8 protein-coding genes and 1 tRNA gene are annotated in these 23,575 nt (G+C 55.6%); 2 read left to right on the top strand and 7 right to left on the bottom strand.

Going from position 1 to position 23,575, the window contains the following annotated elements:
* Positions 1–990 carry an SDR family NAD(P)-dependent oxidoreductase gene (locus tag PSTEL_RS08215; protein WP_038694605.1) on the top strand — a complete coding sequence of 330 codons (990 nt, stop codon included), beginning with the start codon at positions 1–3 and terminating at the stop codon, positions 988–990.
* A gap of 356 nt (positions 991–1,346) precedes the next feature.
* Here the strand turns inward: PSTEL_RS08215 and alaS are convergent, their stop codons facing one another.
* Positions 1,347–3,977 (bottom strand): alanine--tRNA ligase, encoded by a 2,631-nt coding sequence (alaS, locus tag PSTEL_RS08210; RefSeq protein ID WP_038694603.1) that lies wholly within the window; start codon positions 3,975–3,977, stop codon positions 1,347–1,349.
* Between the two features lie 451 nt (positions 3,978–4,428).
* The gene (locus PSTEL_RS08205; protein WP_038694602.1) at positions 4,429–5,211 is read right to left on the bottom strand and encodes an SDR family NAD(P)-dependent oxidoreductase; all 783 of its coding nucleotides are present in this window, start codon (positions 5,209–5,211) and stop codon (positions 4,429–4,431) included.
* A 219-nt stretch (positions 5,212–5,430) separates the two neighbouring features.
* On the opposite strand from PSTEL_RS08205, the gene PSTEL_RS08200 reads away from it, so the two are divergent.
* A tRNA-Pro gene (locus PSTEL_RS08200) sits at positions 5,431–5,507 on the top strand.
* Positions 5,508–5,772: 265 nt separating this feature from the next.
* Here the strand turns inward: PSTEL_RS08200 and PSTEL_RS27535 are convergent.
* The 5 genes from PSTEL_RS27535 to PSTEL_RS08180 are packed head-to-tail and all read right to left on the bottom strand — an operon-like array spanning position 5,773 to position 23,468.
* The gene (locus tag PSTEL_RS27535) at positions 5,773–6,939 is read right to left on the bottom strand and encodes an Acg family FMN-binding oxidoreductase (RefSeq protein WP_038694601.1); all 1,167 of its coding nucleotides are present in this window, start codon (positions 6,937–6,939) and stop codon (positions 5,773–5,775) included.
* Between the two features lie 36 nt (positions 6,940–6,975).
* Positions 6,976–9,798 carry a type I polyketide synthase gene (locus PSTEL_RS27530; protein WP_169744552.1) on the bottom strand — a complete coding sequence of 941 codons (2,823 nt, stop codon included), beginning with the start codon at positions 9,796–9,798 and terminating at the stop codon, positions 6,976–6,978.
* On the bottom strand, positions 9,687–16,148 hold the full coding sequence (locus tag PSTEL_RS08190; protein WP_169744551.1) for a type I polyketide synthase: 6,462 nt from the start codon (positions 16,146–16,148) through the stop codon (positions 9,687–9,689). The genes PSTEL_RS27530 and PSTEL_RS08190 overlap by 112 nt, the downstream gene beginning before the upstream one ends.
* Positions 16,145–17,332, bottom strand: coding sequence for an MFS transporter (locus tag PSTEL_RS08185; RefSeq protein WP_038694600.1), 1,188 nt, complete (start codon positions 17,330–17,332; stop codon positions 16,145–16,147). Before PSTEL_RS08185 ends, PSTEL_RS08190 begins: the two co-directional genes overlap by 4 nt.
* 13 nt (positions 17,333–17,345) lie before the next feature.
* Positions 17,346–23,468, bottom strand: coding sequence for a non-ribosomal peptide synthetase (locus PSTEL_RS08180; protein WP_156996019.1), 6,123 nt, complete (start codon positions 23,466–23,468; stop codon positions 17,346–17,348).
* Between the last annotated feature and the right edge of the window lie 107 nt (positions 23,469–23,575).

Below are 23,575 nucleotides of genomic sequence, written 5' to 3'. Positions count from 1 at the left end.
ATGGAAGAGCAGAACAGTTCGATAACACCGCAGCATAAGCTCGGCTCCGGCTTCGGTTACCGCAGCACCGCGGATGAAGTCTTGAGCGGCATTGATCTCACAGGACGTCTGGCCCTCGTAACCGGCGGTTATTCCGGCTTGGGCCTGGAGACTACCCGGGCACTAGTCCGCGCCGGGGCGCAAGTAATAGTACCGGCACGGCGCCCGGCTCTCGCCGAGGAAGCTCTCGCAGGCTTGAACGGCGTTACAGTCGAGGAGCTTGATCTTTCCGATCTCGCAAGTATTCACGCATTCGCGGACCGGTTCCTGGAAAGCGGCCGAAGCATCGACATCGCCATCCTGAACGCAGCCATTATGGCCAACCCCGAGACTAGGGTCGGCCCAGGCTGGGAGAGCCAGTTCGCTACCAATCATCTTGGACATTTCGCACTGGTCAACCTGCTGTGGCCTGCACTGTCCGCAGGCGAAGGGGCGCGTGTCGTGGCCTTGTCCTCGGTTGGCCACCATTCGTCACCGATTCGCTGGGACGACATTCATTTTACACAGCCGCAGTCTTATCATAAATTCCTGGCTTACGGCCAATCCAAGACGGCCATCAGTCTGTTCGCCGTCGAGCTTGATCGGCGCGGGAAGAAGCACGGCGTAAGAGCATTCTCGGTGCATCCCGGCGGCATTATGACACCGCTGCAGCGCCATATGCCGAAGGAGGAAATGATTGAAAGAGGCTGGCTCGACGAGACCGGTGAAATCGTCAATCCTCTCTTCAAGACACCGGAGCAAGGGGCCTCCACCCAGGTATGGGCGGCAACCTCCCCACAGCTGAACGGCATGGGCGGCGTCTATTGCGAGGACTGCGATATCGCCGAAATCTCGGTGGACGAGAACAACCGTACGGGAGTCAAAGCATATGCGATTGATTCTGAACAGGCTGTCCGCCTATGGGCGCTTTCCGCCGAGTTAACCGGTGTTGACCGCATCCCGTCCGCTTAAAGACGATGCGGAATGAGGAGCCCGGCCTGCGTACTGCGTCTCTCCGATTTCGAGCTCAGCGCTCCTGAACACTCTTTCCGGCTTCCGGTCGGTCAAACAGCTTCGCCCGTGGTTGGGGACGAAGCTATTTAAGCCTAAAATTTGCAGGAGGCAAGCAGAGGGTCCTCCGTGAAATTTCATAGCCTGAACGTGCTGCAGATAGCTGAATGGCTGTTTGGCTGAAAAGACGGGCAGCGGGATATTCGAGAGCTCTCTCGATATGATCCCGCTGCCCCATTTATTTTTAAGCTTTCTGTCCTCAGTCCCTCATCCTGAGGCTGCTCCTGCTCCCAAGAACAGCCGTCAATATCAGCCTGTTAAGCCTGCGCCGCTACAAGCTCTTCCGCCTTGGCCAGCGCCTCGGCAAGCTTCGAAGCGTCCTTGCCGCCGGCCTGTGCCATATCCGGACGGCCGCCGCCTCCGCCTCCGCATACTGCGGCGACTTCCTTCACCAGCTTGCCGGCGTGATACCCCTGCTTCACCAGCGCCTGCGGCACGGCCACGACGAAGTTCACCTTGTCATCCGCCGCTGCGCCCAGCACGATGACAGCCGTCGGGAGCTTCACCTTGAGCTCGTCGGCCATGGAACGCAGCGCGTCCATTCCTCCGGCCTGGACGGCCGCGGTCAGCACCTGTACCCCGCTGCCGACCGTCTTCACGCTGCTGGTCAGCTCGGCAGCCGCTGCGGCGCTGAGCTTCGACTGCAGCGATTCGTTCTCGCGGCCAAGCTCGCGTACCCGTGCGTCCAACGCCTCGATGCGCTTCGGCACATCATGCAGCGAGGACTTCAGCAGCGCGGCCGCCTGCTTCAGCACATCAAGCTGGCCTTCCGTGAACTGGTAGGCGTAGCGTCCGGTTACCGCCTCGATACGGCGAACGCCGGAGCCGATGCCGCTCTCGCTCACAAGCTTGAAGATGCCGATCTGCGCGGTGTTCCGCACATGGCAGCCGCCGCACAGCTCCAGGCTGTAATCGCCGACCTGGACGACGCGGACGATGTCGCCATACTTCTCGCCGAAGAGTGCCATTGCACCCATCGCTCTGGCTTCGTCGATCGGCTTGTTCTCGATCACGACATCAAGCGCGCGCCAGATCTGCTCGTTGACCTTGCGCTCGATCTCCGTCAGCTCTTCCGGCGTAATGGCGCCGAAATGGGAGAAGTCAAAGCGCAGCCGTGCGCCTTCCACCAGCGATCCCGCCTGGTTGACATGTCCGCCGAGCACTTCCTTCAGCGCCTTGTGCAGCAGATGCGTAGAGGTGTGGTTCTTGACGATGTCCTCGCGCTCCGCCTGGTCCACTTCGGCGCGAACTGTATCACCAACCCGAAGCTCTCCGGCTTCTACCGTTACGATATGGACATGCTGCCCGCGCGGCGCCTTGAACAGCCCGTTCACTCTGGCTACGGCGGAACCGCCTGTCAGCACGCCGCGGTCGCTGACCTGGCCGCCGCTCTCGGCATAGAACGGAGTCGACTCCAGAATGACCTGAGCCTCCTGCCCTTCACCCGCAACCTCAACCACTTCGTCGCCAACGACAATCGCGGCGATCTTCGATTCGGTTACGAGGTCATTATAACCAACAAACTCGCTTTTAACCGTAAGCTCGGACAAGGCCCCGCCTTGGACCTTCATGCTGCCGCTGTCGTGGCGGGCCGCTCTTGCGCGGTCGCGCTGCTCCTGCATGGCGGTGTCAAAGCCCTCGCGGTCCACTTTAAGCCCCTGCTCGGCGGCGTAATCCTCAGTCAGATCGAACGGGAAGCCGTAGGTATCATACAGCTTGAATGCATCAGCGCCGCTGATCGTGTCCTTCCCTTCCGACTTGGCCCGTTCGCTGATTTCGCCCAGAATGGCCAGCCCGTCGGACAGCGTCTCATGGAAGCGTTCCTCTTCGGTGCGGATAATTTTGGCGATATACTCTTGGTTCTCCACGACAGTCGGATAGTAGACACCCATGACATCGCCAACAACCGTTGTCAGCTCGTACAGGAACGGACGGTCAAGACCCAGCGTCTTGCCGTAGCGGACCGCGCGGCGCAACAGGCGGCGGATAATATAGCCGCGTCCTTCATTGGACGGCAGCACGCCATCGCCAACCGCGAACGTAACCGTCCGGATATGGTCGGCGATAACCTTCAGCGCGACATCCTGCTCCAGATTCTCCTTGTAAGTCACGCCGGCCAATTTGGCAGTCGTCTGAATGATCGGCTGGAACAGGTCGGTGTCGAAGTTCGAATCCACATCCTGCAGAATGGAAGAGAACCGTTCCAGACCAGCGCCGGTATCGATGTTCTTGTTCGGAAGCGGCGTGTAGCTGCCGTCCTTATTATGGTTGAACTGGGAGAAGACGAGGTTCCAGACTTCCAGGTAGCGCTCGTTCTCGCCGCCGGGATACATTTCCGGATCGGACATATCGCTGCCGTAGGCTTCGCCCCTGTCGTAGAAGATTTCCGTGCAGGGTCCGCAAGGTCCCTCGCCGATATCCCAGAAATTGTCCTCCAGCTTGATGATGCGTTCGGCCGGGATGCCGATTTTTTCATTCCACAGCTTGAACGCTTCTTCGTCTTCCGGATAGACCGTAACGGACAGCCGCTCCGGGTCGAAGCCGATCCATTCCTTGCCCGTCAGGAACTCCCAGGCCCAGGTCACCGCTTCTTCCTTGAAATAATCGCCGATGGAGAAATTGCCCAGCATCTCAAAAAACGTATGGTGGCGGCGAGTCTTGCCCACATTCTCAATATCGTTCGTACGGATACACTTCTGCGAATTGGCAATGCGCGGATTTTCCGGCTTCACGCGTCCGTCAAAATACTGCTTTAACGGAGCCATCCCGGCATTGATCCACAGAAGGGAAGGATCGTTATGGGGAACGAGCGATGCGCTGGGCTCGATTTTGTGGCCTTTGGAGGCGAAGAACTCCAGCCATTTGGAACGGATTTCACTAGCTTTCATTTCAATTAACAGCTCCCGTCGGTAAAATGAACAACAAAAAACGCCCCTGAATGAATTCAGGGACGATTGATATCGCGGTACCACCCTGGTTATCGCCTTGACGCCCCGGGAACCTGATTGCAGCTGCTAGAACCGTTCAGATGCTCACCGTGCGCCGCCTTGCGGGCGATCGCCTTGTTACGGCCGTTAACGGGGCCATCCGGCAGGCTTGTACACCTGCACTCCGAAAGCAGCTTTCCGCCGGCCATTCTTCCGGATTCTCGCAGCGCCCGGATGTCTATATCCGGGGAATCCGTTCTCTGGTGAAGGGTGGTAATCGGCGTACTTCATTTCATCAGCGTATTATCCGCTATACAATTCACAGTTTAACATCACAATTATAGCCACGCCCGGAGGCTCTGTCAATCCGTGCTGCCAGCGGGCTGAGCTCCGATGAGGCAGCCGGGAAGGGCTACAGCACGGCCGACGATCCCCCGTCGATATTCACCGCGGTTCCCGTCACATAAGATGCCGCCTCCGATACCAGGAAACCGATCACATTGGCCGCTTCCCGGGCGTCGCCGATACGTCCCAGCGGAATGTTATGCCGGGGATCGGCGGAGAATTCCTCCCAGCTTAATTGCGGAGCCGCCTGCTTCCACTTCTTCTCGATCTGGTTGCTGCGGATCAGCCCGATGCACACCGCATTGACGCGAATGTTCGCTCCTGCCAGGTCCCGGCTCATCGCCTTGGTCAGTGCCAGCCCCGCCGCCCGGCTGACGGACGTCGGCAGCGAGGACTCGGATGGAGCCTTGCCCTTCACCGCCGTCACGTTGACAATCGCGCCGCCTCCCGCGTCCCGCATATGCGGAATGGCAGCCCGTGAGCAGTGCACCGCTGCCAGCAGCTTCAAATCAAGATCCGCGTCCCAGGAAGCGCCGTCCACTTCCTCAAAAGGCTTGGCCGCGGACGTCCCCGCGTTGTTGACCAGAATATCAAGCCCGCCGAAATAACCGGCCGCCTTCTCCACCGCTTCGCGCGCGCCTTCCTCCGACGAGATATCGGCCTGCACGATCAGCGGCTCCCGGCCCGTCGCTTCCGCAATGCGCCTCGCCGCCTCCTGAAGCGGTTCAAGCGTCCGGGCTATGATCGCCACATCCGCTCCTTCTCCTGCCAGCAGTAGAGCCGTGGCCAGTCCGATTCCTTTGCTTCCTCCGGTGATTACCGCCTTTTTCCCCTTCAAGCCCAAATCCATTTGCAATGATCCTCCCCCGTCGGCCGGCTGTCCAGCCGCAAATTATGCTGCTATGGGTTATTATACAAGTTGAGCGGTTGATCTCCTAACACCATCTCTGTACGAAGTGACTGCAAATGAATATGGAGCGGGCTTATAGTAAAATAAATTTACTTTTACCGCGATAATGAGTATAATAGTAAACTGTTCGGCCCAATCTACTGTATGCCGGATTATCAACGAGACGTGGCTCAGCTTGGTAGAGCGCTTGCTTCGGGAGCAAGAGGTCGCAGGTTCAAATCCTGTCGTCTCGACCATATATGAATGCTAAACCCTTGAGAAATCAAGGGTTTTTCTTGTATTCGAAAGGTTAACATCGTTTGAACTGATTAGATGCTTGCTGAATTGGTGTCAAAAAAACACAATAAAAGCCAGCTGTTTCTGGCTTCTATTGTGTTTCCGGCGGTTCGGTAGACGGTCAATTATTCCCGGTTTATCCGGTTGGCAATGCCGTGTCAATCTACGGTCCTGAAGGAGAAGCGGCATACTGATGCTCCTTGATTAATGACAGATGTGCCTCGCTCAGTCTGCAATCAGGTCGGTAACCGCCCTTCTCATGCTGAGCGGCGTATCCTGTGTCGGCTGGCCCAGGCGGACCAGTAACTGGATCGTTTCACCACCCGGAGCATACTCCTGATGAATCCGGGTATACGGCGCCTTCATCTCCGGATACTCCTCCAGCACCTGGCTCAGCGGCTGCATGACCAGTCCCTGCTCATGTCCGGCGAGAATGAGCCGGCTGTAGAGCATGCCTGCTTTTACCTGACTAGTACGGCTGTTGTCCTTACTGAGAATCAGTGCATACGCCGGAGTATGTTGGGCAGCCGTCCGGGCCGCATCAACGGCGAGCTTGGTCGAAGCTTCCGCATTATTAAAAGAGGGGAAGATCGTAATGAGGCCTTGCAGCAGATGCTTTTTCACGCCCGTGGTTCCTTGCCCCTCAAACGAAAAACCGTACCGGTATTTGTTCTTCTGGCTCTCATTCGAACGAAAAATCTGTGCTGACTCCTCATTCATGCGCTTAAGTCCGGTTTCGATGTCTGTACCCTCAATACCGTATTCCCCCAGCTTCTTGATGTCCGCCGAAGCATCCATAAAGGTTAACTTCAAAGCCTCATCCGTATTAGTCTGCTCAAGATGCTGACGCTGCTCCGCAGTCAAAGGGTCAGGCTTATAGGCCATCCGGTTCGTATCCGGCAAGAACATATAATCGAACAACGGATTAGCCGCAGGCTGTACCTTCAACAGCGTTATTTCCGCTACAGGCTTCTGGTCCATACTCTCGCCAAGCTTCTGCTCATCATATTCCCCTTCCGGAAAAAGCCTGATCGTCGCCTGATAGCCCAACTGTTCTCCGGCAACCCTCACATATTCCAGAAAGGTCCCCTGGGAAACCAGGGTTTGCCGCGCCACCGGATCGGATGCAAGCGCGAGGCGTGTATTGTCACTGTACAAAGAGAACTTAAGCGGATTTTGCTTGTCGAGACGAATCTTCCAGGGCTGCATATTGTGTCCGTTAGGAGCAAGCAAGCCATAGGCTGTAAGCTTCACTCTCGGATCTTCGAATTGGTCAGCGTAATCACGTTTCCAGGGGTCAAGGTATTTCGCTTTCTTAAATACGCCGCTCGCCGTGAATAGCGCTCCAGCAAGCAGAATGAGCACAATAATAACCGATGATAGTATAATCATAGATATTTTGGCGCCCTTGCTGATGGCCCTCTCCTTTTATACCTCTACTTTTATGAGTCCTTTTCTGGAATTCGGATCAACGTAAGGAGTCCCTGATGCTTGAGGCAGCAAAATTTCATCCTCGAACTGCGCCTTATAGGTCGCATTTTCAAATGGATAAGTCGGCAGGGTCAGAGTCCGCCCGCTTGGAACTGACAGTCCTGCCGGATCAAACGGCACACCCAGCACATACAGCTCTGCCATTGCCCGCAGTAAATTCTCCACAGGGTCATGCTCAATCAGCAGGCAGATGGTCTGCACTCCGCGAATACTCTCAAGGGACATGCTGTCCCGGCGGCGGAGGCTGCCGCAGATCAGCAGCGTATCGCCCGCTTCCAATGATTGTTCAACGTCTGTACGTACCAGACCGTTCACCATGGACTCTGCGATCAGCGGCCAAAGGCCATCCATGGACTGCTGATCAACGATGCCTGAAGGAATGACCACCGCACACTTCACAAGCCCTTCGGGAATAGGCGAAGAATCTCTTGCCGGCTCCCGTCCGTCCTGAATGAACAGAACCGCCTGGCGCAGCGTAATTCGTCCCGTAAGCATCAAGGCTGCTAGAATACCGGCCCCTTCGGCCAGTATAGCCATAGGACGGATGCCAACATCGAGAAGCAGCTTGCCAAGCGCAAACTGGATGGCCAGGCATTCGATCTGTGGGCTTGCTCCACCCGCTGCCTCCATGACCTCCTGGTAAGCCAGGCCGAAGCCAGGGAACCGTACGCTGACAGCAGCCAATTCCTGGCCGTTCAAGGCATTCCCGCCGTCAAGCACCCATTGGACCGGAGTCGTTCTGTTCGGATTAGCCCGGCCTCTCAGGATCTCGGCCAAGCTCCCTCCGTCTTCGACAACCGAGAGAATGCCGGCCAGGTGCTCCCTGGAGGTTACGACAGCAGCTGCCTTAACCGGCAATTCCTTCTGCGAACGGTTCATCGCACGGCAGACGGCAGCAGCGCTAACCTCTTGATTATCTGCAAGATAGGCCCGGAGCTTGCCCGCAACCTGTCTGAGACCAAGTTCGCTTCTGCCCGTAAGCAGCAGAAGCTGCGGGGCAGGCTGCAGCGAATCAGGGAGAACAACCGCCTCCGGCGGCGCCTGCTCCAGAATGACGTGGGCATTGGTTCCGCCAAACCCGAAGGCGTTCACGCTGGCCCGCAGCGGAGCTGCTCCGGCGGCTTCCCATCGCCGGGGATGCTTATCGACGACATAAAAAGGTGAACGCTCGAAATCAATATTAGGATTAGGCTGCTCGTAATTTACTGTATGCGGAAGTATCTGATGCTTGAGGGACAGCACCACTTTGATCAGACTGGTCACCCCTGCGGCAGATAACATATGCCCGACAGAAGATTTTACGGAGCCGATGCCGCAGAACTGCTTCTTGTCCGTAAAGCTGCTGAACGCCCGTGTCATGCCTTCAATCTCAATCGGATCTCCCAACGGTGTAGCTGTGCCATGTGTCTCGATATAGGATATCGTCTCCGGATGAATGCCGGTCCGCATAAACGCTTCGCGGATCACTTCGGCCTGCCCCTGTGGCCGGGGTGCAGTAATACCCTGGGAACGCCCGTCATTGTTGATCGCCGAGCCCTTGATTACCGCGTGAATATGATCGCCGTCCCGCAGTGCGGCATGAAGCGGCTTCAGGAGCACAGCGCCTGCCCCTTCCCCCAGAACCATTCCGTTCGCCCGCTGGTCAAACGGATAGCACTCGCCTGTTGGAGACAGCGCGGTTACCCGGCTCAGCGACACGAACGGCGTTGGGCTAAGGTTCAGATTCACCCCTCCGGCAAGCGCCATTTCCGACTGTCCGGTCCGCAGACTCTCGCAGGCCATATGGATGGCCACCAGGGAAGAGGAGCAGGCGGAATTCACGATCAGGCTCGGCCCGCTCAGGTTGAGGCAATGGCTGACCCGCGCGGCCACTTCATTCAGGCCGTTCCCTGCAACAACATCGGCGACCAGCCGTGCAGGCTCCAGCACACCGGAGATTCGGGCGAGAATCTCCTGCCGCTCAGCAGGCTGCATCCCGCTGAAAGCCGGGCTGTCCAGCAATCGTTCCTTAATCAGCATAAAGGAACGGTAATTTGCGAAATGCTCCATGTAGGTGTTCTGTTCACAGCCTGCGAACACCCCTATTTTGCGGGTGCGGTACTTTCCGCCGTATCCTGCCTGCTGCAAGGCTTCCCAGCAAATCTGCAGGAATATTCTTTGCTGTGGATCTGTAGACTCCGCTTCCTTGGGCGACATGCCGAAGAACAGCGGATCAAAATCATACGGGGCGTCGATGAACCCGCCCTTGCCGATATAGGAGGTGTGAAGCACGCCTGCATCCGCGTTCACGTGCTTGTCATCCGACCATCTGCCGGGAGCCACTTCACGGATGGCGCTTCTGCCACTGTACAGCAGCTCCCAGTATTCCTCCAGGCTGTTCGCCCCCGGTATGCGCAGACCCATGCCGATAATGGCGATGTCCTGCCGCTCTTCCGGTCTCGGTTCAACAGCTCCGCCCGCTGTTTCCAGAGCTGTAGCGGCATAAGCTGCTGATTCCTGAGTCAACTGCTCCGCAATGTGCGAGGCCAGGGCTTCCGGCGTCTGATATTCAAAAATCAAGGTCGGGTAAAGCTCTGTATCCAGCTTGCCGCCAATATCGGCAACCACTCGCGTCGCTCCAACCGAATTCAGACCCAGCTCCGTGAAATTCATGCCCGTATCCAGATGGCGGATGGATATCCGCAATTCCTCACTGATGGCCTGATAGACAATATCTTTGATTTCTCTAACGGAGCGGTGGACGAACGGTCTTTCCGCCACCCGCATAGGCTCCTGCTGTCTGGGAGAAGTGTGGAATTTTCCTTTTGCGCCTTCGGCTCCACCAGGTCGAGCACATGAACAATATCAGACCCGGTAGAGGCCAAGGCTCTCAGAAAAGCAGCCGCTGCTGCTTCATGGGCAAGCGGCTGCAAGCCTTGTCCCTTAAGGGTGAGCTCAACCAGCTTGCCGAAATCCGTTCCGGCCCCCGTATCCTTCCAGAGGGAGTAATTAATAGACAAGGAACGCCCCGGCGCATTGTCCCCTCCCCGATAAGTGCAGTAGCCGTTCAAAAACGCGTTCGCCGCGGCATAATCCCCAAGTCCGGAAGCCCAGGCTTTGCGGGAAGCCGAGATAGAGGACAAGGCGGCAAAAAATCGCAGCGGCTCCTGCCGGGTGACGAGATCCGCAATAATCGTGCCTTGCCACTTGGGAGCCAGCACCTGTTCAATCTCGTCCTGGCTGCGGGCCAGCAGCTTATGCGGAGCATACTCCATCTGGCCGGCCGCATGAATAACACCATGCAGCGGTCCATAGACGTCATGAATGCGGGCCAGCAATTCCTCCATCTGCGCTCGGCTGGTGACATCCACTGCCGCATACATCACCTGCGCCCCCAGCTTCTCCAGCTCTAGAAGAAGCTGAGGGTTGGCTGGAACAGGCTTGCGGCCGGTAATCACCAGATTGATCTGCGCCTGCCGGGCAAGCGCTTCGGCGATCCGGCTTCCGACGAGCCCTGTGCCGCCGGTAATCAGGTAGGTCTCGCCGCTGCATGGCTCAAACACTTCCCCGGCAGCTTGCTCCGGCATCCGTTCCAGGCTACGCGAATACACGGTACCGCTGCGGATCGCAGCGACAGATTCCCCATCCACCCTCAGCATCAGAGAAGCGTGCAGGGCGGCGGCAAATTCCTGGCCAGAAACATAGTCCTCCTTGTTCATATCCAGCACCGAGACATGAATCCCTTCATGCTCCAGATCAATGACTTGGCCCACTGCAGCCGCTGCCGCCTGAGCCGGATGACCTGCTTCCAGATCCCCCTCCAGCCTGAACGCTTTATTCGTCACAATGACTAGCTGCACATCGCTCAGCCCCTGCCGCACCAGAGCCTGGCCGAGGAAATAAAGGCTCCATATTCCATCGTTCACCGCTTGGATATCCGTTAAAAGCTCTGGGCTCCCCTGCTTCTCCCGCGCGTAATTGGACAAATGAATTATTGTGGAGACAATGCACGGCAACTGGCGCAACATGGCACTGTAATCTTCCTCCCAATCCATCCGTATGGTGAAGCTCCGGTCCCCGTCATAATGCGGTTCATTGCCGAAGCTTACATAAAAGACAGGATTGCGCTCAGTGTCGAGCATGCTCTCCAGTTCCCTTCCAAACTCCGTATCCCCCTTCCACACCAGCACCGCGCCGGCCGCAAGGCTGTTGTCTTCCGCAAGCGGTTCAGGTCTCCATTTCCATTCATGGAGCCACTTCCTTGCATTTACAGCAGAGTTTGAGCCGGAGTCATCACCGAAATCGGGCTTGAAGATGGTATGCTCAAAAGGATAGACCGGCAGCGGTACTTTACGGAAAAGACCGCCCTGCTCCACAGCCGCCCAGTCCAGTCTGGCGCCAAGGCAATGCAGCTGGCCGAGCAGGCCAAGCCAGGTGTCCCATGGGTCCTTTTTGCGGCTAAGGGCATGAAGCACCTGCGGCTTGCCCGGGTGTTGCAGCCCTCCTGCCATCCCGGCGAGGATGGCGCCCGGTCCGCATTCAATCAGAACCGAGACCTCCTGATCCAGCGCGTAAGCAAGGCTCTGTTCAAAGCGGACGGCTTCCAGGATATGGAGCATCCAGTATTCTGGCGCAGGCGGACCTTCGATCACTTCGGCAGTGACATTGGAGATCACCGGAATCAGCGGCGCATGGAATACAGTGGCCTCCAGTTCCTTCCTGAACGCCTCCAGCATCGGGGTCATCAGCGGAGTGTGGAAGGCCTGGGACACATTCAGCCGTTTGCCCCCGATTCCCTTTGTCTGCAGCACGGAGAGGAATTCCTCGACCGCCTCGCTGCTGCCGGAGACCACCTGATGCGTAACGTTGTATCCGGCAACCCATAAAGAACCGGCAAAGGATTGCAGCAATTCTTCCAGCTTGCTGCCTGAAGTGAATATGGCAGCCATGGCTCCGGCAGCCGGAAGCCCGCTCATGAGTCTGCCTCTTACGGCGACCAGTCTCGCCGCATCGGCAAGACTGACGATGCCCGCAAGGCATGCGGCTGTCCATTCTCCGATGCTGTGACCCAGCATATAAGCAGGCCGGATGCCACCATCCAGCAGCAAGCATCCAAACGCGTAGTCTAGTGTAAAGACAGCCGGTTGGGTAAACTGCGTCTGGGCAAGCCGTCCGTCATCGGCCTCGCCGCCATAGATGAGGTCCGTCAGCTTCAGGTCCAGATAAGGCTCAAACGCTGCGGAGCAGGCGTCTACATTTTTCCGGAAGGCAGGAAGTCCTTCGTACAGCGCTCTACCCATGCCCGCATACTGCGAGCCTTGTCCCGTGAACATCAGGGCAATTGCGGGTGAATGAGAAACCGGGGCAGTGGCCGGGACTCCGGTTTGCAGCTTGCTGATGAGATCCTGAACCGAATCTGCCACGGTATAGAAGCGATGCGGCAATGCGGTTCGCGCGGCATTCTCGGTGTAGCAGACATCTGCCAGCGGATAGTCCCCGTGCTGCTCCAGAAATGCCGCAAGGTCCTGCATCTTCTGCAGCAGTGCCGGCTCAGTCTGCGCGGACAGCCCGATAACATGCTTGGCACGCACCGGCCGCTCCGTTTCAATTGCCGAGCCCTGTGCAGGCGCTTCTTCAACCACCATGTGGCTGTTCGTGCCACCGAAGCCGAAGGAATTGATCGCCGCTCTTCTGGCCTTTCCTTCGGCCACCGACCACTCCTGGGCTGCGGTAAGCAGATAGAACGGCGTCTTCTCAAATTTCAGCATCGGGTTCGGAGCGGAGACATTGATCTGCGGCGGCATGATCTTGTTCTGCAGCGCCATCACCACTTTGATGAAGCCAGCAATGCCCGCTGCTCCCAATAGATGGCCAATATTGGATTTCACCGATCCAATGGCAACTGACTGCCGCAGCAGCCCCCAGCGCTTGAAGGCACTGTCCAGTGCTCTAACTTCGCTCGGATCGCCGATTTTGGTACCCGTTCCGTGAGCCTCCACATACTGCACATCCGCCGGACTGAGATTGTGCTTGATGTACAGAGATTCTATCAGCTCTCTTTGCCCGTCCGGATTCGGAGCCATTACGCCGATGGAATGCCCGTCATTACTAATACTGCTGGCCTTCAGCACCGCCAGCACCGGATCGCCGTCTCTCAGCGCCTGCTCCAGCGGTTTCAGCATTACCAGTCCGGCACCTTCGCCCGGAACGAAGCCGTCCGCATCAGCCGCGAACACACTGCTGCGTCCAGTAGGAGACAAGGCTTCGGCGCTGCTGAAGTATTGATAGGAGGTCGGCGTCAGCATAAGATGAATGCCGCCGGCAATGGCGGATTCGCATTCCCCCCTGCGGATGGAGGCTGCGGCCAGATGCAGCGTGACCAGTGAAGAGGAGCAGGCGGTATCTACCGCCATGCTTGGTCCTTTGAAGTTGAATTCCTGGGAGGTCCGCGCCGGAATCATATTGACTATATTATCTACCAGAAGGTTTGGATGGGTTCCTGTAACCCCCAGCTTCCGCTTCCATTCTTCCATAATGCGCTCCTGCTGCACGCTGGTCAGCGTAGAGAAGCTGTCAAAGCTCTGCAGGTTCATTCGGTTCAAAGTATTCAGGTGATATTCGAAATAGGAATTGCCGCCCGCTCCGACAAATAGCCCGACATCCCTGCCATTCATCTGCTGCCGCGAATATCCGGCCCGTTCGATCAGCTCGTATACCAGCTCCATCACGATCCGCTGCTGCGGGTCCATCACCGCCGCTTCATCCTCGGAGATGCCGAACAGAGCGGCGTCAAAGCCATAAGGGTTATCAAGGAACCCGCCATTGCGGCAGTAGGTTTTGCCGAATTCCGGAGTGGGGCTGTAATAATCGTCGATATTCCAGCGGTCCCGCGGCACTTCACCGATAGAATCCTTCCCCTGCAGCAGGTTGTTCCAGAATTCCTCCGGACTTGAAGCACCCGGGAACCGGCAGGCCATCGCAATCACAGCAATATCGGCATCGCCGCTATCGGTTCCCTGAACGGCAGTGGATTGCCGCTCCCCGGCAGAGAGCGGATTGCCGCCCATATTCACCCTGCGGGCCACATAGCTGTCCATCTCCTCAATGGTGCGGCATTTGATCAGCAGATCATGGGTCAATTCAATCCGCAGTTCATCCTCCAAAGCTCCCAGAATCTGTATCGCCTTGAGCGATGTCCCGCCCATGGACATGAAGGATTGGTTATATGGAATCGCTTCAGGCGGACGGCCCAGCACTTCAGCCCAGACACCGCGAATTTTGTCCAGAAAGGCTCCGGGAGCGGCCACAGGGGACGGCGCTTGCAGCGACTGTGCCGGTATAGAGTCGGCATCCTTAGTTTCCTCCGTGAAATACGCGGCGGAATACGACTTATCCTGGAACTCTCCCTTCCTGAAGGCCTCTACAAGAACGAACCGCTGCACTTTGCCGCTTGTCGTCTTGGGAATGGAGCGGATTAGAGACACATAGTCTACAGCGATGCCGAAGACCTCGTTCACATGACGGAGTATTTTGGCGTAGAACGGCTTAACCTCTTGCTCCTGCAGCCGTACCGTTGAGAAGAGCCCGACTCTCTCTTGTCCTTCCTGTTCATCATGCCAGCCGCACACGGCAATCTTGCCCGGCTCGACCCCATCCAGCTCCTCCATTACCCCTTCAATGTCATGCGCGAAGAAATTCTGGCCGTTGACAAAGATAATGTCTTTAATTCTTCCGATTACCGATAAGCGCCCGTTCAGAACAACACCGGTGTCGCCGGTCTTAAGCCATCCGTCCTGATATGACCGCGTGGTAGCCTCCGGGTTATTGATATAGCCCGAAGTTACATTGCGGCCGCGAATTTGAATTTCTCCTACCGTTCCTTGGGGAACTACTGCACCGGAGGCATCGTCCACGATCCGGATCTCCATGCCCGTCACAGGGTAACCCTCATCGGCTATTAATGAAGCACATCTGTCGTTCTCGTCGATGGCCTCAATCCGCGATTCACCGACCAGCCGCTCGCGATTGACGGAATGGACCAGCGGCTCTTCGCCTGGCCGGGGGAAGCTGACCGCCAGACAGGCCTCTGCCATTCCGTATACGGGATACATCGCAGTGCGTTTTAGCCCGCTATGCGCGAATTTGTCCATAAACTCCCGCATTGTCTTGACCGATATAGGCTCGGCACCGTTATAGAGAAACCGGATTGAGCTTAGATCCCAGGATTTCAACTGTTCTTCCTTCACTCTGCCGCTGACAAGCCGAAGCCCGAAATTCGGGCAGCCGGTGAAGGTAATCCGGTGCTTGTCGATCATATCCAGCCACAGGGTCGGCCTTTTTACAAATTTCATCGGCGTCATATTGAACTGGTTAATTCCGCAAGCCAGCGTGGACAGATGGAAACCGATCAGTCCCATATCGTGGTGATACGGCATCCAGCCAAGAGAGCGGTCATCTTCCCTCATCCCGGAGCTGGAGATAATCGCTTCAATGTTGGTTAGCAGGTTATCATGGGTTAAAATAGTCCCTTTCGGCACACTTGTGCTCCCGGAGCTGAATTGAATCATCGCCGGAGTATGCGGCCCGGCCAGCATAAGGGTCCCGGACCGTCCGGCTGTATCCAGCTTTGCGGCTTCCAGAACGCGCAGGCCGCCGATTCCCAGCGTTGTCTCCATCTCATCCCTTGCCTCTGCGAGGCTGTGGTCCGAGATGATCAGCGGCCGTTCCAGGACCTCCCAAATCGCTTGCAGCTTGCTGAGGGAGGTATTGATGACCTTCGAAGAGGCAGGATAGGAGGCCGGTACGGGGATAATTCCGCCCAGGATGCATGCCCAGAACGTAAGAACGAATTCCCGGCTGTCCTCCAGCAAAATAAGTGCATACTGGCCTGATGTAAAGCCTTGCTCCTGCAGGCCGCCCAGACGGCAGGTTGCGCCTTCAAGGAGGGCCTGATAGGAGAGAAAGAACTCTGAATTATCATTCTGCAGGAAGGTAATGCCCCGGTCTTGATTGCCGGACACGTGAACCAGCACATTGGCCAGATTCTCCATTTCCGTAAATCTGCCAGTGATATTTTCGCCCTTCAGGATGGAAAGCTTGGTTTCTGGTTTCTTCCGTTTGGAACTGCTCACAATATTTCCTCCTTTGTTACCCTTACTTTCGATCCTTTTCTTGTTATTGCCGCATGGGCAAGGAACAGGCAGAACAGAAGCATGCATACGGTGAATAAATGCTGATTCCCCCATGCATTCATGACTACTGAGGATAAAAACGGACCCGCCGCTGATCCAAAGCCATAAAATGTAGTAAACAAAGCGTTCCCGGAGGATCTCTCCTCTGGCGTCAGTTCCTGGACCGTAAGCGCCATCGCCAAAGGGTACAGGGGGCCGATGATGAACCCGGAAGCAAAAGAGAACAGCAGTCTTAAAGGCATGCTGCCGGAAGTCACAATGCCCAGAAGAGTAAAGATCGAGATAGCTGCACATAAGATCAGGCATTTCTTGCATCCGATCCGGTCAGCCAGATAGGTGACCGGCAGCAAGCCGAGGATGCTGCCGACGGCAAAGACGCTTAATCCATAACCCGTCTGGGCAACGGCAACATGCTCACGGATCAGATACAGAGGATATAAGGACACGACGATCGTTTCGCCGAACCCGTAGACAAAAGCGCCGAACAGCGGCTGGCTGATTTTGGACAGCACCTTTTTCCCCGCACGCCCGGGAATGATCAGTTTACCCGGCAGTTTAAAATAGATAACGGCTGAAGCAAGCACCAGACAGAAGCAGCTGAACGCAAACGGCAGCCAGGCCACCTGGTCATAGACCATAGGCGCAAGTGCAGAGCTGGCAATCATCCCTAGCGCAAAACACAGGCTGTACAATCCGCTGACCATTCCCAGGCTTTTCTCACCCGTAAGATTGTGGAGCGCCGTCTGAAGTCCCATCATGTTGCAGCTGATGCCTATACCCATAAGTGACATCAGCAACAGCCAAACCACATTCACGGTGAACAGAGGGAAGAGCGCCGAGCAGACCGCCGTAAGCAGCAGGCCTGACGTAATGACCCTCTTCATATCGGTACCTCTCATCGTTCTGTCTGCAACCATGGAACCGAGCGCCATGAAGAAAAAATAGGAGGATGAGATCACCCCTATCCATATTTCTTCTCCATGATTCGCCGTCATGTGCGTGGTGGAGAGCGGATTAATGACACCAACGGAGACGCCTACCAAAAGGGCGATACCATAAATAATGGCTTTCCCGCCTCCAAAAAGATCATTCAGCTTCCCTGCCTTGTGCGCCTTCTGTTCCATCACGCCGCCCCCATTACGGCTGTCTGCGCTGCACGGCCTGAAGCATCTGCATCTGCTGTGCCCCGAACCAGTGCATATCCTGTTTACCGTAGACTTGTACAGCCTCGCCGGTAATATAGTCCGCATGCGGAGAGGCCAATAACAACACCGAGTCCGCAACCCCTGACGGAGGGATCGCCCGCCCCTTGAACGCCGCCGGCGCCATATCGGTGTCCACGAGCGCCGGGCACACCGCGTTCACCTGAATATTGCTGTTCTTCAGCTCTTCTGACAGTGCACGGGTCAGTCCGAGCACCCCGTGCTTGGATGCCGCATAAGCGCTCATCATCGGATAGCCGATAAATGAGGAATCCGATCCGATATTGATGATCTTGCCCTGCTTCTGCTTGAGCAGATAAGGGATCACCGCGTAGCAAAAATGATAGGTTCCAAGCAGATTCACCTGAATGATCGACTCCCACGCCTCCGGGCTCATGTCGGCCATCGCCGCCATACCGGTAATTCCGGCACTGTTGACAAGAATATCAATACGGCCGAAGCTTCCGATAATCTGTTCAACCGCTTTATTGACGCTTGGAGCGTCACTCACATCGGCGGATATGGACATGGCCTTTACGCCGAGCCGGCGGATTTCATCCGCAGCCTCCTGAAGCTGTTGCCCGGATCTGGATACCAGTACAATGTCGGCCCCTTCACCGGCCATGGACAGGGCTATGCTCCGTCCGATGCCTCTGCTGCCGCCCGTTATGACCGCTACTTTACCAGCCAGCAGTCCTTTTCTGGGAGCCGGAGGCTGCACCGGAGTATCCTGAATGGACGCCAGAAGCTCAAGGGCTTGCTCCCTATACTGTTCAGCCAGAGTCTGGATCGTTGCTGCGGCATAAAGATTAGCCGAATACTCGATCTCAACCGTCAGCTTCCCTTCTTCAATGGAGAAAAAGAATTCAATGACCGATATCCGTTTTTGACCCGGCAGTGAAAATCTGCGGTCCATGCCTTCTCTGGTAAATTCCAGGTCCGGCAGGCGGGGAGCATCCCGGTTTCCGAGATAGTTCGCCCGGATTGGAGTCAGCTTCACATCCGGGTACATGTAGCGCGGCAGATTCTCGGATACCAGATCATAGCTCGCTCCGCCAAGCGGCACATTTTCGAGCCCTTTGCGGATGCTTGCGATCAGATTATTCCATTGGCTGCCCTTCTCCACATTTATTCCGAGCGGAAAATTCACAGCAAAGTTGCCTGGTGTTTGCATGAAATTTTGTCCGCTGCCAAGTTCTCTTCCATGCACCCGATGGCTCACGACAACCTCCGGCTGTCCGAAGAAAACGCTCAACTCCTTGTATAGAGGAGCCAGCAAAATCGGATATAAATTGCTGTTGAAATGCTTCTTGGCCCTGGTCAGAAGCAGCGACGTCTGCTCCCGGTCAAAAGTGAAGCGCAAAGTCGCAGCAGACTGCTCGTCATTGGGTCCCTTGATGAAATCTGCCGGCAGCCTGCACACGGATTCCGGAGGGAAATGTGTGGACCAGTAGTCTGCGTACTCTTTCCCATGGATTCTTTTCTTCTCCTGGACCGCCCGGACAAAATCGGCAAACGGCTTCGCATCGGGTAAGCTGATGTGCCGGGTTCCCGGGCTCAGCGAAGCGTAAATCTGCCAGATTTCCTGCAGCAGCAGCTGATTCGTGATCACATCCGAAATCAGGTGATGCCCGACTGCCGCAATCTCATAGACCGCTTCTGATACCTGAATGACAATGATCCGCCATAACGGCCATTGGTCCACCCGGAACCCTCGAATCGCTTCTGCCAGAATCGTCTGAATTTCTTCATTTCTTTCAGCCTCTTCCATATGGCTTCCATCATAGAAATCCACATTGTCCCCTAGCTCTCCTTGCAGGAACCTAAGCTCAAAGCCGTTATCCTTCCGCTCCAGAATGCTTCTCAGCGCGTCATGACGCCGGTTCAGCATCATGGCAGCCTGCTTGAACTGCTGGAAATCGAGCGGCTGCTTGTATAGGAAGCGGGTATAGCCCGCCCAGCAGTAAGGATCATCGAAATAATTCATCAGCCAGCTCTGTGCCGGCGCAAGCGGGAGCATTTCCCCTGTGCTCAGCGGCTCACGCTCCGCCGGGGGAACCGGCAGCTCTGAAGCTTGAGGTGTCTGCCCTATCCCGCTGAACCTAACACTCAGCGCCTTGCGGTCCAGCTTGCCGTTCGGATTCTTGGGCAGCCTGGGCAGCCATTCCAGCCGATGTGGAATCATATAATACGGAAGCTTGCGGACGGCGAAATCTTTGATCTCCTGGTCCGGCACCTGCTTGCCAGCCAGGCAGGCAAGCAGCAGCTGTTGCCCGGGCGAGGGCTGAGTGACAATCACCGCCACCTCGGCCACATGGTCATGGCTGCCCAGCACAGCTTCAATCTCGCCCAGCTCCACACGGAAACCGCGCAGCTTCACCTGGTTGTCGGTGCGTCCATGGTACTCATAACTTCCGTCCGCCCTTTTGACGGTCAAATCACCTGTGCGGTAAATAAATTCTCCCGGAATCTCCGGAAACGGGTTGGGATGGAAGGCTTCGCGGGTTTTTTCCGGGTTGTACAAATACCCTTTGGCCAGTTGAATGCCGCCGATCCACAGCTCGCCAAGTTCACCCTCGGGCACTTCATGCATGTGCTCATCCAGATTTTTGATATACACGCCGGGAATCGGCTTGCCGATGGGAATGCTCATCTCACCAGCTGAACCCGGCCGCTGTGAAATGATGTGGCAAGTAACATCGATCGAAGCCTCGGTAGGACCATACAGATTAGCCAGCTTCGTCTTGCTTCCATAGCGGTCCATCCATTTCTGCACCGGGCGAAGCGGCAGCCCCTCGCCACTGAAAATCAACCAGCGAAGATCAGGAAATGTATAGCTCTCATCCTCCAATGAATCTACAAATTCGCCGAACAAGGAAGGCACGAAATGCATGACATTGATTCCGGTGTCCGTCATCCACCGGGCCAGGCTCCAGGGATTCTTGACAATTTCCTGTCTTACGGGGCATACCGTTCCGCCATACATCAGCGGCCACAGCAGCTCCCACACGGAAATATCGAAGCAGCAGGAGGTCTTCTGAGCCACACGTTCGCCCGGCTGCAGTCTGAAGGTCATCTGATGCCATTCCAGCCGGTTCATATAGCCGCGGTGATTCAGCATGACTCCCTTGGGCTTCCCGGTTGAACCCGATGTATACAGAACAACCATCAGATCATGCGGGGCGCTGTCCACCCGCAGATCGCTGGCGGAGCAGCTCTGCCACTCCTCCGTTCCCGCTTGTTCAAAATAGCCGTGGGCTTCATACCCTTCATCGAGGTAGACTACTTTCCGGATAGAAGGACTCTTCTGCACTATAGGATCTGCCTGCTGTTGCAGCGACTGCTCCGTGAGCAGGATACTGAGCTGCGCATGCTCCGCGATATATTCGATCCGGTCAGCGGGGTACATCGGATCAAGCGGCACATAAGCCGCTCCCGCTTTCAATATCCCCAAAATTCCGGTCAGCATAAGACGGCCCGGGAATGTTAGAATGCCGACCAGGCTCTGCGAACGCACCCCTTGTGAAGTTAAATAATGCGCAAGCCGGTTGGACTGCTCATCCAGCTCACGGTAGGTTACCTCCCTGGTGCCGTCCAATATCGCAACCGCATCGGGAGTTGCCTTGCACTGACGGGAAATGTGGAGATAGGGAATCTCTAATGCAGCGTCACGGCCTGCCGGTTTAATTGCATTATTTGCATGTGTAATATGGGTAATTACTTCATTCAGCGTCCTGCATTCAAGCAATGCCGCCTTGTCAGCATGCCCGTATACTTTGCCCAGCTTGGCGACCAGCCGGATACGCTGCAGGGAATCCATCCCGAGTTCTGCCTCCATATCCTTGAACAGTGCTTCCTCGTCAAGCGCCGTTCCGCAACTATCCCGGACGATTCCGTACAGCCGCTCTCTTATTTCCGCGCTATGCGGCTCTTCGGTATGTGCTGCGGCAAGCACCGTCTTGCCCACAGGTCCCGTTCCGGCAAGCTGGTTGAGGTTGTCCATAAACCTGTCCATATGCTTCCCGATATAATCATCCTCAAAGAAGCTGCTGTCATAGTTAGCCGTGATCATCAGCCTGCCCTGAAACAATTCGGCCAAGCAGTCAATTGTTCCCGGATTGGTTCCTGTATAAGCCTCATAATCATAAACTTCGTAATCTCCGTATTGCTTGTGTATGGATGTATTGCCAACAAATGATAGATATAGGTTTGATTTCAACGTGGAGCGGATCATGGAGGCCACCGCTTCCGGCATAACGCCGTTCTGCAGATGGATCGTGTCTTTAGCATACTGCGCAGCTCTGTAGGTCTGAGCCCTGTCTATGCCTGAGGTGAATTGATTGGTGAATTCTTCATGTGTTCTGTTAATTAAGGTTTCCCATTCTTCATTTGCATCCTCGCAGGTGAAGCTGAGTGCAAGATTTTGGGCAAAGGCGCTGAGCACCTCCGAAGCATCCGTGTGGGGGTACAGCCTGCCGCTTGTCGGAAGATTCAGAATAATCCGATCCCGCTCTTCCCCCTGCTGCTTGATCGTCTTCAGATATGCGCTGACCAGAAGAATAAAGAGAGAGGTGCGCCAGGTCTTGGTAGAGGCAATCAGCCGTGTTGTTATTTCCTCACTGATCCAGTATTTGCGGGAATGAATGACGGCTCCGGCAGCACCTGCTGCATCTGACTTGCGGCTTGCCCCGTAGGGGTTGAAGAAATAGGCTCCACGGCCCTGCTGCTGCAGATACCGGTCCAGCATCTCCATCTCTTCTGGAGCATTCCAGGCATTGATTTCAGATACAATACGGTTATATTCCCTGGCTGGCAGCGCAGGATTTAGTTTAACTTCGTTGTTATACGAATCATCTTCGTAAATTTCCAATATTTCTTTCAGAATCTGCTGGTTGCCCAGACCGTCCGAGATCATATGGTTGATGTCCAGAATCAGCTCATATTCCAGGTCGGCCGTCTGGATAACGGACAAAGAATGCAGCGGCCAGCGGGTGATATCAAATTTCTCATTTAGCGAGGCTTCGAACCTTTCCGAAATCCACCGGCGCCTTGCTTGTTCATCCAGATGTCTGATATCCAGGACGGGAATTTCCGGCGGCACCACTGCCTTCAGTAATTGGAGACGATACCCCTTCAGGCTCGTGTTCGCCGGTTCCGCGATGAACACGGCCCGCAGTACAGGATGGCGGAGGATCAGCTCACCCCACGACTTCCGCAGGCTTTCGACATCCAGTCTCCCCCGCAGGCGTACTCCTGACGTTATGGTCAGGTTGGCCACCGACAAATAGGTGATCAGAAATAAATATTGGGAGTGTAATATTTCAAGAAATTCGGGCTCATTTTCAGGAATCTCCGCCACTATAGTGTTCTCATCACCTGTAACTGCCAGGGTACCGCTGTTCCCCCCGCTGCGGACGGCCAGCATTTCCACGATATCTCCAACCGTCTGCACAGACATGAGCGACGTCACTATATTGCTTTCGTTGACTTCACCGGATGAATCGGCAGGCAGCAATGAGACCATATCGCTCATTAAGGTAATCATTTTAATGGAATCCAGGCCCAAATCACTCTCCAGATCCATATCCGCATGTAGATCTTCAGACTTATGTCCAGTAATGTTGGAGATCAACCTGCACACTTCTATTTTCAACTGTTCACGCAGATCCGGGGCAGCAGAATGGACCTGGACTGCAGCAGGCTGAGGCCAGATATCTTCTTGCGCTTGAAGCGCAGTGCTAACCGCAGTCTGTACCTCTGCCTCTTCCTGCCGGGCAAATTCCCATTCCTCAAAAATCTGCACAAGATCGCCGACGGTTTGCAGACCCATCAAGACAGTCAGCGGGTATGTGGCCGTAAAATCATCCATCTGCTCTGCCGGAACCAATCCGAGCAATTCATTCATTAAGGTAATCATTTTGATGGAATCCAGTCCGAGATCATCTTCCAGATACATATCCGGATTCAAATCTTCGATCCTATGACCCGTTACATTTGAAACCAGCTGATAGACCGCTTGACTAGTGCCGCTTGAGACACTTGATGAACGAACAAACATTTTACTCACTAAGCCACTCCCCCTCACATCGATAATTTATCTTACAAATAATTTTATATAAGATATTTACCTTGCAATGGGATTTTGTGTCAATGATTTTTTACCAA

Source organism: Paenibacillus stellifer (assembly GCF_000758685.1).
Classification (GTDB): Bacteria; Bacillota; Bacilli; order Paenibacillales; family Paenibacillaceae; genus Paenibacillus_AQ; species Paenibacillus_AQ stellifer.
Note: the sequence above shows the minus strand (reverse complement) of the source record. Positions and strands in the feature narration are given on the sequence as shown.

What these genes read in the sequence shown, in the direction of transcription:
- alaS (WP_038694603.1), bottom strand. Translation starts at nt 3,977, where the DNA reads ATGAAAGCTAGTGAAATCCGTTCCAAATGGCTGGAGTTCTTCGCCTCC.
- PSTEL_RS27535 (WP_038694601.1), bottom strand. Translation starts at nt 6,939, where the DNA reads ATGATTATACTATCATCGGTTATTATTGTGCTCATTCTGCTTGCTGGA.
- PSTEL_RS08205 (WP_038694602.1), bottom strand. Translation starts at nt 5,211, where the DNA reads ATGGATTTGGGCTTGAAGGGGAAAAAGGCGGTAATCACCGGAGGAAGC.
- PSTEL_RS08185 (WP_038694600.1), bottom strand. Translation starts at nt 17,332, where the DNA reads ATGGAACAGAAGGCGCACAAGGCAGGGAAGCTGAATGATCTTTTTGGA.
- PSTEL_RS08180 (WP_156996019.1), bottom strand. Translation starts at nt 23,468, where the DNA reads ATGTTTGTTCGTTCATCAAGTGTCTCAAGCGGCACTAGTCAAGCGGTC.
- PSTEL_RS08215 (WP_038694605.1), top strand. Translation starts at nt 1, where the DNA reads ATGGAAGAGCAGAACAGTTCGATAACACCGCAGCATAAGCTCGGCTCC.